11 protein-coding genes are annotated in these 11,985 nt (G+C 61.8%); 8 read left to right on the forward strand and 3 right to left on the reverse strand.

The window, feature by feature from the left end; all coding sequences use genetic code 11:
- Nucleotides 1-19 precede the first annotated feature (19 nt).
- From fabF to lgt, 6 genes are all read left to right on the forward strand, one after another.
- Complete coding sequence (gene fabF, locus KQ659_RS04975; RefSeq protein WP_216690030.1) at nt 20-1,270, forward strand: beta-ketoacyl-ACP synthase II; 1,251 nt, start codon at nt 20-22, stop codon at nt 1,268-1,270.
- 165 nt (nt 1,271-1,435) lie between these two features.
- On the forward strand, nt 1,436-2,161 hold the full coding sequence (gene rnc / locus KQ659_RS04980) for a ribonuclease III (protein ID WP_226915646.1): 726 nt from the start codon (nt 1,436-1,438) through the stop codon (nt 2,159-2,161).
- A gap of 171 nt (nt 2,162-2,332) precedes the next feature.
- Entirely contained in the window at nt 2,333-4,255 is a 1,923-nt protein-coding gene (gene nadE, locus KQ659_RS04985; protein ID WP_216690029.1) for an NAD(+) synthase, read from the forward strand.
- Nucleotides 4,256-4,470: 215 nt separating this feature from the next.
- Nucleotides 4,471-5,103, forward strand: coding sequence for an RNA polymerase sigma factor (locus KQ659_RS04990; protein ID WP_226929839.1), 633 nt, complete (start codon nt 4,471-4,473; stop codon nt 5,101-5,103).
- The gene (locus KQ659_RS04995) at nt 5,096-5,398 is read left to right on the forward strand and encodes a hypothetical protein (protein ID WP_216690027.1); all 303 of its coding nucleotides are present in this window, start codon (nt 5,096-5,098) and stop codon (nt 5,396-5,398) included. The genes KQ659_RS04990 and KQ659_RS04995 overlap by 8 nt, the downstream gene beginning before the upstream one ends.
- A 99-nt stretch (nt 5,399-5,497) precedes the next feature.
- Nucleotides 5,498-6,508 (forward strand): prolipoprotein diacylglyceryl transferase, encoded by a 1,011-nt coding sequence (lgt, locus tag KQ659_RS05000; protein WP_216690026.1) that lies wholly within the window; start codon nt 5,498-5,500, stop codon nt 6,506-6,508.
- Nucleotides 6,509-6,602: 94 nt separating this feature from the next.
- On the opposite strand, the gene KQ659_RS05005 is transcribed toward lgt, so the two are convergent.
- From KQ659_RS05005 to KQ659_RS05015, 3 genes are read right to left on the reverse strand one after another with little or no spacing between them, the layout of a single operon-like run.
- Nucleotides 6,603-7,508, reverse strand: coding sequence for an SdiA-regulated/phytase-like domain-containing protein (locus tag KQ659_RS05005; protein WP_216690025.1), 906 nt, complete (start codon nt 7,506-7,508; stop codon nt 6,603-6,605).
- Nucleotides 7,509-7,553: 45 nt separating this feature from the next.
- Nucleotides 7,554-7,778 carry a membrane protein insertion efficiency factor YidD gene (yidD, locus tag KQ659_RS05010; protein WP_216690024.1) on the reverse strand — a complete coding sequence of 75 codons (225 nt, stop codon included), beginning with the start codon at nt 7,776-7,778 and terminating at the stop codon, nt 7,554-7,556.
- 22 nt (nt 7,779-7,800) lie between these two features.
- Complete coding sequence (locus KQ659_RS05015) at nt 7,801-8,535, reverse strand: M48 family metallopeptidase (protein ID WP_216690023.1); 735 nt, start codon at nt 8,533-8,535, stop codon at nt 7,801-7,803.
- 106 nt (nt 8,536-8,641) lie between these two features.
- Between KQ659_RS05015 and KQ659_RS05020 the strand changes: the two genes are divergently transcribed.
- Together KQ659_RS05020 and KQ659_RS05025 are read left to right on the forward strand one after the other, a co-directional pair.
- Nucleotides 8,642-9,586 carry a PorV/PorQ family protein gene (locus tag KQ659_RS05020; RefSeq protein ID WP_216690022.1) on the forward strand — a complete coding sequence of 315 codons (945 nt, stop codon included), beginning with the start codon at nt 8,642-8,644 and terminating at the stop codon, nt 9,584-9,586.
- A 206-nt stretch (nt 9,587-9,792) separates the two neighbouring features.
- Entirely contained in the window at nt 9,793-11,850 is a 2,058-nt protein-coding gene (locus KQ659_RS05025; RefSeq protein ID WP_226929846.1) for a helix-hairpin-helix domain-containing protein, read from the forward strand.
- Nucleotides 11,851-11,985: the final 135 nt, after the last annotated feature.

Below are 11,985 nucleotides of genomic sequence, written 5' to 3' on the forward strand. Positions count from 1 at the left end.
CGCTTCTGGCGCCTGACTTATGTCGTCCATCCGACGGGTTGTCGTTACCGGCCTTGGAGCCATCACCCCCCTGGGCAATACCGCCCCGGCTTACTGGGAAGGTCTGCGCACGGGCGCCAGCGGCGCGGCCACCATCACGCGCTTCGACCCCACCAAGTTCAAAACCCGCTTTGCCTGCGAAGTGAAAGGCTACGAAGCCGATAACTACTTCGACCGCAAGGAGCATCGCAAAATGGACCTGTTCACGCAGTTTGCCGTGGTAGCGGCCGATGAGGCCATCGCCGACTCGGGCCTGCTGGAAAGCGGCGTTGATAAGGACCGGGTGGGCGTGATTTGGGGCTCCGGCATCGGCGGCCTGAAATCGTTGCAGGAAGAATGCTTCGCCTTTGAGAAAGGCGACGGCACTCCCCGCTACTCGCCTTTCTTCATTCCGCGCATGATTGCCGACTCCTCGTCGGGCAACATCAGCATCAAAAACGGTTTTCGCGGGCCGAATTTCGTGACGACGTCGGCCTGCGCCTCGTCGAATGATGCCATTATTGCGGCCTTCAACAACATTCGCCTCGGCCTGGCCGATGCGGTGGTGACGGGCGGTTCCGAAGCGGCCATTACCGAATCGGGCGTGGGCGGCTTCAACGCCCTCAAGGCCATGAGCGAGCGCAACGACGACCCGGCTTCGGCCTCGCGGCCTTATGACAGGGACCGCGACGGCTTTGTGCTGGGCGAAGGGGCCGGTGCGCTGGTGCTCGAAGAGTACGAACACGCCAAGGCGCGCGGCGCCAAAATGTACGCCGAGCTGATTGGCGGCGGTATGTCGTCGGACGCCTACCACATCACCGCGCCCGACCCCAGCGGCAGCGGCGTGGTGCTGGTGATGAAAAATGCCCTGCGCGACGCCGGCATTGCCACCACCGACGTGGACTACATTAATACCCACGGCACGAGCACGCCGTTGGGCGACGGGGCCGAAATCAAGGCTATCGAAAAAGTGTTCGGTGAGCACGCCGAGAAGCTGAACATTTCCTCGACCAAAAGCATGACCGGCCACCTGCTGGGCGGCGCTGGCGGCATTGAGGCCGTGGCCTGCCTGCTGGCCATGCAGAACAGCCTGGTGCCCCCCACCATCAACCTGCACACGCCCGACCCGGAAATCAACCAGGCGCTGAACTTCACGCCGAACGTGGCGCAGCCCCGCGAGGTGCGCGTGGCCATGAGCAACACGTTTGGTTTCGGTGGCCACAACACGTCGGTGATTTTCCGTAAGCTGTAGGCGGCAGTCGCTGCAATAGAAAAAGTCCGTCATGCAGAGCGCAGCGCAGTTTCTTTACCGCCGTAAGTAATTCAATCGACAGGATTACTGGTGGCGGGCAAGAAACTGCGCTGCGCTCTGCATGACGGGCTTTTATAGTCACTCCACTTTATTACCATCTTCCCTTTGCTCGGTTTTGTATCCCGTTTGTTTGCTTCTGATAAAGCGTTTCGGCAGGCGGTAGCCACCGTGACGGGCCAGACGCCTAAGAATGCCCGCCTCTACCGGCTGGCCTTCACGCACTCGTCGGCGGTGCGGCAGCAGCCGGCTATTGGTAAGCACCAGACCAATGAGCGGCTGGAATTTCTCGGCGATGCCGTGCTGGGCACGGTGGTGGCCGAATACCTGTTCAAAAAGTACCCCTACGAGCAGGAGGGCTTCCTGACCGAGGTGCGCTCGCGCATCGTGAACCGCGAAAGCCTGAACGGCATCGCCCTCAAGCTGGGCCTCGATGGGCTGGTGCAGCTGGATGCCGCGCAGGGCCGCGCCGCCCGCTCGCGCTCCGTGAACGGCAACGCGCTGGAGGCCCTGGTAGGAGCCGTGTACCTGGATTTGGGCTACAAATCGGCCCGTAACTTCATCCTCACGCGCCTCGTGAATGGCTTTGTGGACGTGCATACTATCACGACTACCACGGCCAACTTCAAGAGTAAGCTGGTGGAATGGGCGCAACGTGAGGGCAGGGTCCTGCGCTACGATATCACGGGTGAGGCCCGGCCGGGCGGTATGATGGAGTTTACGGCCAACGTGCTGCTGGATGAGGAAGTCATCGCCACCGGCATGGGGCTGAGCAAGAAACAGGCGGAGCAGCTGGCGGCCGAGCGGGCGCTGACGGAGCTGGGAGTCAGCTGAAGGGTTGATTTTTAAGGGTTGAGTGTTGAGTGAGTAGGATAGGAATTTCTTTTTAACAGAGCGGAAATAACCTTTTGCGGAAAACCAGGTGACTTAGCGGTAGTTGCTATTAGCGATGAAGAGTGTGACCAACCGCACTCAACCCTCAACCCTCAAAATTCAACCCTTCCAATGCGCATCGCCGGAGCCGCCCTCAACCAGATTCCCATTGACTGGGAAAACAACCTGCGGAATATCCAGACCGCCATCGAGCAGGCTAAAAGTGCGGGCGTGGAGCTGCTATGCCTGCCCGAGCTGTGCCTGACTGGCTACGGCTGCGAGGACCTTTTTCTGAGCGACTGGATGCCCGAGGCGGCGCTGGCCCACCTGCAAAAGGTGCGCGAATGGACGCAGGGCATTTGCGTAGTGGTGGGCTTGCCGGTGCGCCTGCCGGGCCGCACCTACAACACGGCCGCCGTGCTGCGCGACGGGCAGATTCTGGGTTTTGCGGCCAAGCAGTTTTTGGCCAACGACGGCGTGCATTACGAAACGCGCTTCTTTGCGCCCTGGGTGGCGGGCGAAACCACAACGGTAACCTGGGAAGGGGAGACGTGGCCGCTGGGCGACCTTATTTTTGAGCACGAGGGCGTGCGCTTCGGCTTCGAGATTTGCGAGGATGCCTGGCGGGCCGACAACGTGCGGCCCGCCTGCCGGCTCATGGGCAAGGTGGATTTGATTGTAAATCCCTCGGCCAGCCACTTTGCGATGAGCAAAACCGACGTGCGCTATCAGCTGGTAATGAAGGCGTCGCGCACGTTCGACTGCACTTATCTCTACGCCAACCTGCTGGGCAATGAGGCCGGCCGCATCATCTTCGACGGGGAAATTCTGGTGGCCCGCAACGGCCATCTGCTGAAGCGCAACCAACTACTGAGCTTCAAGGAAGTGGATTTGGAGTGGGTGGACGTGGATTTCGCCACCCCGCAGGAGCCGGCGGCCGAAATTGTGCCGTTGCCCGCGCCCGATGAGTACAAGGAGCTGAACCAGGCCATGAGCCTGGCCCTGTTTGACTACCTGCGCAAGGCCCGCAGCCGGGGCTTCGTGCTGAGCCTGAGCGGCGGGGCCGACTCCAGCTTCTGCGCCGTGGGCGTGGCCGAAATGGTGCGCCTGGGCGTGGAGGAATTGGGCCTGCAGGAGTTTAAGCGCCGCAGCGGCTGCTTCGAGGAAACGAGAAAAGACGTGGTGCAAACCGGTGCCGGCGGCGCGGCTGAACAGGTTGTGCAGGACGAAAAACCAAGCACTAAGCACCAAGTACTAAGCACCAATCAGGCACTGGTAAATCAGCTGCTGACCTGCGCCTACCAGGGTACGGTAAATTCTTCGGATGACACCTTCACTTCAGCCAAAGAGTTGGCGGAGAGCATTGGCGCGCGGTTTTTCAATTGGGAGATTGATGCTGAAGTGGCCGGCTACGTGCGTAAGATTGAGGGTGCACTGGGCAGGGAGCTGACCTGGCAAACCGACGATTTGGCCCTGCAAAATATTCAGGCACGGGTGCGGGCCCCCGGCATCTGGATGATGGCTAACGTGCTGAACTGCTTGCTCATCACCACTTCTAACCGCTCGGAGGCCAGCGTGGGCTACTGCACCATGGACGGCGACACGGCTGGCAGCATCTCGCCCATCGCGGGCGTCGACAAGGACTTCGTGAAAAAGTGGCTGCGCTGGGCCGAAACCGAGCTGGGCTATGCGGCCCTGCGCCACGTAAATGCGCTGCAACCCACCGCCGAGCTCCGCCCGCTGGCCGACAAGCAGACTGACGAGCGCGACCTCATGCCCTACGTGCTGCTCAACCGCATTGAGCGGCTGGCCTTCTACGACCGCCTCAGCCCCAGCCAGGTGCTGGCCGCGCTGGACGGTGAGGCCACCGGCTTCGACCACGAACAGCTCCGCGCCTTTGTACGCCGCTTCTACAGCCTCTGGAGCCGCAACCAGTGGAAGCGCGAGCGGTATGCGCCCTCGTTCCACCTCGACGACTACAACGTGGACCCGCGCTCCTGGCTGCGGTTTCCGATTCTCAGCGGGAGCTTTTCGGAGGAGCTGGCAGCCTTGTAGCACAGGCTTCAGCTTGTGCCGAGCGGGTGTGTAAGTACGAATATGCACGAAATATGCCCTGTTAATCAGGGTTTTGGAAGAAACGATTAATCTTGGGCGCAAGTTTTAGGCGGTAATGGGTACTAACCCTACGCAACCTTGGTACGCGCAGCAGTAGGCTGATGCAGCCGCAGCGTGGCGTAATTCTGAAATTTAGTCCGGCCCCTGTGACCTGCGTGCTTCCGCTATTTCTGGCTCATGAACCGCTTCCCGGCGACCGGTTGGCTACTCCGGCGCCTGTCGCCGATGTGGAGCTGATAGCGCAGCTGCAAGCCGGGAGCGAAGCCGCGTTTCGCACGTTGGTAGCGCGCTACCAGAACCGGATTTATCGCACGATATTTTCCCTGCTGCGCAATGAGGAAGAAGCGGAGGATGTGGCCCAGGAAGTTTTCGTGGAGGTTTACCAAACCATCGGCCAGTTTCGGGGTGAGGCGTCGCTGAGCACCTGGCTCTACCGCCTGGCCACGTCGCGGGCCCTGAAAAACCGCCGCAAGGTCCAGGCCAAAAAGCGCTTTGCCTACTTCACCAGCCTGTTGGGCGGCAATAACGACGTGCTGCATGAGCCACCCGACCACGCCCACCCGCTGGCGCTGCTGGAGGGCCAGCAGCAGCTCCAGCTCCTGTTGGCCCACATCGCCCGCCTGCCCGACCAGCAGCAGGTGGCCTTCACGCTTCGCCACGAGCAGGAGCTGAGCTATGAGCAAATCGCGGCCGTGCTCGGTACCACCGTGGCCGCCGTCGAATCCCTGCTGTTCCGCGCCCGGCAAACCCTCCGCAAACACGTTCAAGCTCATCTTCGCCATGTCTGATATCATCAATCGCCCCGGTTCCGACGAAGAATGGGAGGACCTGATGCGCCAGCTGCGCCACCAGCCCGTAGCCCAGCCCCGGCCGTTCTTTTATGCCCGGGTGCAGGCCCGGCTCGTTGCCAATGCGGGGGCACCCCGGCAATGGCTGCCCGCCTGGCTACGCCAGCCCGCCTACGCGGTGCTGCTGGGGGCGCTGGTGCTAGCCCTGAGCGGCGACGGCCCAGCCCTTACTTCAGCCGCTGTGCGGTACCACGCCAGTCCACCGAGCGGACTAAAACCGTTGCCTCCGCGCTGATTTCAGCCACTGCTACCAACTTATCATTGCCCCGCCGCCGTAAAGTCGCAACCTCGGAGGACATAGTACCTTTGACGCCTTATAACCTCTTCGCCCCGCATGCATCCTTTTCTCGACGCTATTCTCTGGAACGTTAATCCCATTATCGCCCACCTCGGGCCGGTCACGCTGCGCTGGTACGGGCTGTTTTTCATGCTGCCCTTCGTGGTGGGCACGTTCGTGCTCACGCACATCTACCGTTCCGAGCGGGTTTCGCCGCAGTGGGTCGATGTGATTACGATATACATGCTCATCGGCACCATTGTGGGTGCGCGGTTGGGCCACATGCTGTTTTATGATTTTGAGGCGCTGAAAGCCGACCCCATGGTGGTGTTCAAAATATGGCAGGGCGGACTGGCCAGCCACGGCGCTACCATTGGCATCCTGCTGGCCTGCTGGCTGTTTGCGCGTAATAATAAATTCGATTACCTGTGGGTGCTTGACCGCATTGTGATTGTGGTAGCGCTGGGCGGCGCCTGCATCCGCACCGGCAACTTGATGAACTCTGAGATTGTGGGCAAGCCCAGCAGCGCCCCGTGGGCCTTCACCTTCCCGCGCGATGTGGACCACCTGCTGCCCGTAACGCGCCCGCTGCCAGCCGGAGCCGTGCAGGTGGCCGCCCGCCCCGTGCAGTATCAGGATGGCACCAGTACCTACCAGTTGCAGCCCGAAGGCACGCCCGTAGCGCCCGATGCGCCCATGGCCGTGCCGCGCCACCCCACCCAGATTTACGAGGCGCTGTTCTGCGTTTTCCTGCTCGTCCTGCTCTATTTCATGTGGAACCGCACCAAAGAGCGCACGCCGCGCGGGCAGCTGTTTGGCCTGTTTGTGGTGCTGCTTTTCACCCAGCGCTTCCTGGGCGAGTACCTAAAGGAGAACCAGGTGGCTTTCGAAGACGGCCATCTTTTCAACCAGGGCCAGCTGCTGAGTATCCCGCTGATTTTTATCGGTATCTGGGTGCTGTGGCGGGCCGGCAAAGACCCCGAAAACCCCTACGGCTACGCCCCGCGCGACTTGGGCAAAGAAGGCGACCCGCAGCCCACGCCCGGCCTGGAGCAACCTCGGGTATAGGTCTTAGTTTTAAGTAACGCAAAAAGCGGTTTCGCAGGATTGGACACGACGTCCAACCTTGCGAAACCGCTTTTTAGTTGACAAACCTGTGCGCTTACGGCAGTTTGTACTCGTACAAATCGCCTTTCTCAGTGCTGATGAGCAGCGTGTTATCGTCTTTGAAAACAGCCCCTTCGGTTTGGCCGGCTCCAGCTAGGGAAATCTGGCGGGGCGTGGCTTTCAGGATATCGGCCCAGGAATTACCGTCGAGAATGAACAGCTCGCCGCGGCCCAGCAGCACCAAGCGGTGGCCATCGGCGCGCAGGGCGGCATCGGTTACCTGGCCGGGAATGGCCAGGCCGGTGATTTTTTTGGCGGTGTAGGTGCCGGGCTGGTCGGGCACGGTATACACGTTGCTGGTGCGGTCCTGGCCCCGGTCTTTGGTGAAAAGCCACACCTGGCCATCGTGCCAGAGGTTGGCTTCGCAGTCGAAATTGCGCTGCTTTTTCTTGGGTGGGAAATCGTGCTGGTCGGGGTAAGTAAAAGCAATGGTGCCGACGACCTTGGGGCTGTCGGGCCGAAACTTGAAGATTTTGAGGTCTTGGCGTTGGCTTTCGTTGTTGCCGCAGTCGCCGATGTAGTAGTTACCGCTGCCGTCGCGGCTCAGGCTTTCCCAGTCGGTGTTGGTGGCCGGCACCTCCAGGGTGCGCACCAGCTGGCCCGCGCCGCTGACTTCGTAGAGCGTGGGCGAGTTGCCGTCGTCGCCGAAGCTGAAGTAGTGCTGGCCGTCGGGGGCCGGGGCCAGGCCCGAGCTTTCGGGCACTACCCCTTTAACAGAGCCCACTTTGCTGAGGCCGGCAATTTCAGAAGCCGCGTTTTTATCCTTGCGGCGGTCGCCGCCCTTGGGCATGTCCACTCCCGCGTTCAGCGGCGAGTCGGTGGTTTTATCAGATTGAGCCTGGGAGCAGGCCGCCGTGAGCAACAGGACCAACGCGGCCGGCACGAGGGGAATAAAGCGCATTAACGTAAAGCATGAAAGTGAGCCTGTCTATACGCAAGCTGCTGTTCAGGGTACGGGGTCGAAGCCGTGGCCGCCCCAGGGGTGGCAGCTGGCAATGCGCCGCAGCGCCAGGCGGCCGCCCTGCCACGGCCCATGTTTGGTGATGGCCTGCACCGCATACACCGAACACGTAGGCGCGTAGCGGCAGCTCGGTGCGGTGAGCGGCGAAATGAAGCGCTGGTAAAACCAGACAAGGCTAAGGAAGAGGGCGCGAAAAAGACGGGAAATCATAGCGGGAAATAAAACGGGTTCTTTACTTGGGCAGCGCGTTCAGCTCTGCTTTCCACCGTTCCCAGTCGGGTAGCAGCCGGGTTTGCAGGTCGTAGAATGCCTTGGAATGGTCGCCCACCAGCAGGTGGCAGCACTCGTGCAGCAGCACGTAGTCGAGGCACTCGGGGCGGGCGTGCACCAGCTCCGGCGAGAGGCGAATGCGGGCCGCGCTCGGCGTACAACTGCCCCAGCGCGTCCGCATCTGGCGCACCGACAGGATAGGGCGGGTCAGGTTAAACTCGGCGAAGCGCGGCCACACCCGCAGCAATGATTCGGCGAACAGCGGCCCGGCCTGGCGGGCGTACCAGGCGTGGAGCAGGGCTTCGGCCTGGGCCGGCGTGAGCGGTGCGGGCGTGGCCATTAGTAGCTCATCGCCTGCCAGCGTCACGGTGGGCCGGCGGGCTTCCGCGAAGCGCAATTGGTAGGCCCGGCCCTGGTAGTAATGCGTGCTGCCGGCCTCGAAATGGCGGGTAGGAGTGGGGGCCGGCCGGCTGGCAAAGGTTTCCTGGTGCTTAAGAATCCAGTCGGCTTTTTTCAATACCTGCTGGGCCACCCACTCGGGCGAGGTGCCGGCCGGGGCGCTGATGTGCACGCTGCCATCGGGCCGCACGGCAAAGCCGATGGTGCGCCGCGACCGGAATACGAGCGTGTAGCTGAGGGACTGATTTTGGTAAGCAAGGGTTTCGCGGCGGGGCGCGGCAGAGAAGTAGCGGGGCATGGGACGGCAAGTTCGGCAGTGGTGCCGGAATGGATAACCGCGCGGGCCGGCAAAATAATTTCGGGCCGAGTTCAGGCAATCCCATCCGAGTTGCTACCTTACCCTTATGAAACACTGTTTACCTCAATATATTTCTACTTTTTGCTTTTTTGTCATCGTCTCGGGTGTGCTGCCGGGGGCGGGAGTGCGGGCGCAGGGTAATGGCCCCGGCGTGCGCGGAGCCCGCGCCGCCGCGCTCGGCAACGCCTCGGTGGCGCTGGCCGGCGAGGTGTGGAGTATGGGCAACAACGTGGCCGGCATCAGCGAAATTCAGCGGCCCAGCGTGGGCTTCTACGCCGAAAACCGCTACTTCAGCTCGGCCCTGAACGTGGGCGCGCTCACGGTGGCGCTGCCCCTGGGCCGTACCACGGCTCCCGACGCGGGCGGCGTGATGCAAGGCACCGAAGGCGCGGCCCCGTCGCTGAGCCCCGCGCCCGCCCCCACCTGGGCGCGCAATGGCGTGGTAGCCTTCGAGGCGCAGCGCTTCGGCGGCGTGCTTTATAATGAAACCCGCGTGGGCGTGGGCTACGCCTACCGTTTTGGCCAGATAAGCTTGGGCGCGCGGGCCGATATGCTCCAGATAAGCATTGAGGGCCTGGGCAGCCGTCGCATGGTGCTGGGCACACTGGGCGGCCAGATTGAAATCGTGCCCCGGCGGCTCAGCTTTGGCGCGTCGCTCTACAACCTCAACCAGGCCAAACTGGCCAGCTACCAGGACGAGCGGGTGCCTACCATCCTCAAAGCCGGCCTGGCCTACCGCCCCGGCAGCCAGGTGCTGCTGCTGGTAGAAACCGAGAAGGACGTGGAGCGCGCCGCCAATTTCAAGGTGGGACTGGAATACCGGCCGGTGCCGGTGCTGGCGGCCCGGCTGGGCCTGGCCTCGCTCACGGAGCAGGCCAGCGCGGGTATTGGTGTGCTGGCCGGCGCATTCCAGATTGACTACGCGGCGGCGTTTCAGCAGGCGCTGGGCTTCAGCCAGCATTTGAGCGTGAGTAAATCGTGGGGGAAGTAATTTTTAATTAATAATTGAGAATTAATAATTAAAAATTCAGGATGGAAAATATAGTTGGTAAGTGGTTGGGCTGGGGCTGCGTTGGCTTGCGGTGGGCCAGTAAGTCCTGGCTTTTCAGGGGTATTCCGAAGCGGTTGATTTGGATTGTAGCTCTAATTATTAATTCTCAATTATTAATTAATAATTACGCCAACGCCCAGGACTACGTGCGCCGCGCGCCGGACCTCGACCGCCTGACGCAGGAATTATTTGCCGAAATTCAGTCGGACGAAGTGCCCTACGAGGACCTTTACGAGACGCTGCTCCAGTACTACCAAACGCCCATCAACCTCAATGCCGCCACCCGCGAGGAGCTGCGCTCGCTGCTGCTGCTCAATGAAAATCAGATAACCACGCTGCTAAACCACCGCCAGGCCAACGGCGACCTGCTGAGCGTGTATGAGCTGCAAAGCATTGAGGGCTACGACCTGCGCACCATAAATCGCATTCTGCCCTTCGTGAGCGTGCAGATGAGTGGGGCCAATTCCAGCCGGGGCACGCTCTGGCAGCGCATTGCCCGCGAGGATAATAATGCCCTGTACCTGCGCTACGAGCGGGTGCTGCAGGAGCGCCAGGGCTACACGCCGCCCACCCTCTACCAGGGCCGGCCCACTACCCGCTACCTCGGCTCGGCCGATAAGATGCTGATTCGCTACCGCGTGAGCCATACTAAGGATTTCAGCGTGGGCTTTTCGCTGGAAAAGGACGCTGGCGAGCCCATTGTGTGGAACCCTAACAATGGGCAGTTCGGGGCCGATTACGTGTCGGCGCACCTGCTTATTCAGGAGCGGGGTAAGCTGAAGGCGTTGGCGCTGGGCGACTACCAGCTGCAATTCGGGCAGGGTCTGCTGCTGTCGTCGGGCCTGGCCGTGGGCAAGGGGGCCGAAACGATTACCACGCTGCGGCGCTCATCGGTGGGCGTGCGGGCGTATTCGTCGCTGCTCGAAAACTCGTTTTTTCGGGGCGGGGCACTCACGTATCAGGTGGCACCCACGGTGCAGGTCACGGGTTTCGTATCGCACAAGAATGTGGATGCCAACCTGCAGCAAACCCAGGATTCGCTGGCGCAGTACGACGAGTTTACCTCGGGCCTGCTCTACACCGGTTTCCACCGCACGGCCTCCGAAATTGCCAACCGCCACCGGCTGGCCGAAACCCTCGGGGGCGGCAATGCCACCTACACCAGCCGCGACGGCAACCTGGCCATCGGTGTCACCGGCTTGTTCACGTACTACGGCACACCCATCCTCAAGCGGCCCGAGCCCTACAATTACTTCGAGTTCAGCGGCCGCGAAAACCTGGCCCTGAGCCTGAACTACAGCTACGTGTACCGCAACTTCCTGCTTTTTGGCGAAACGGCGCGTAGTAGCGGCGGCGGTTTGGGCACTGTGAACGGCCTGCTGGCCAGCCTTGGCTCCAGCGTGGACGCGGCCCTGCTGGTGCGGCACTACGATTCCGATTTCCACACGCTTTACGGAAACGCTTTCAGCGAAAACACCCGCAACATCAACGAAACCGGCGTTTATATCGGCCTGAAAGTGCGGCCCGTGGCCCGCTGGGAAATTTCGGCCTACTACGACCAGTTCCGCTTTCCGTGGCTGCGCTACCGCGCCAGTGCCCCCACCGATGGCCACGATGCCTTGCTGCGCATTGCCTACACGCCCACCAAAACCAGCCTGCTCTATGTGCAGCTGCGCCAGCGCCTGAAGCCCCGCGACCTGGCCAGTACCGACCTCAACAATCTATACCCCACCCGCGCCCTGCCGCTGCCCGGCGAGCAGCTTCGCCAGAGCATTCTGGTGTACTACAACACCGCCCCCACGCCGCAGCTGGAGCTGCGCACCCGCATGCAGGCCTCGCGCCTGCGCGACGACGATGGCCTGGCCTGGCGCAGCGGCTACGTGCTGGCCCAGGACGTGGGCTACCAGTTCAACCGCACCCTCAAGCTCACGGCCCGCTACGCCATTTTCGACGCCGACGACTACGACAGCCGCCAATACGTGTTCGAGCAGGATGTGCTGCTGGCCGTGTCGGTGCCGGCCCTCTACGGCCAGGGCACGCGGGTGTACGGCCTGGCCGAAATCCGCATCAACCGCTCGCTCACCCTCTGGCTGCGCTACGCCGAAACCCGCTACCGCCACCAGGACGTGGTGGGTACGGGCCTGGAGTCCATCCAGGGCTCGCTGCGCGGTGAGGTGAAGGCGCAAGTACGAATGAAGTTTTAGCGCTGGAGTTTTGGGCCGGGTCCAATGCTAGGTGGCTCCACAACTATTGTTGTGGAGCCGCCTGGCATTTAGCGCACGAGCGCTGCTCCGGGCTGTTGAGTTTGGGCTGTGCCCCGCCACATCGTCGCTAACTCA

It is taken from the genome of Hymenobacter siberiensis (assembly GCF_018967865.2).
GTDB classification, from domain to species: Bacteria; Bacteroidota; Bacteroidia; order Cytophagales; family Hymenobacteraceae; genus Hymenobacter; species Hymenobacter siberiensis.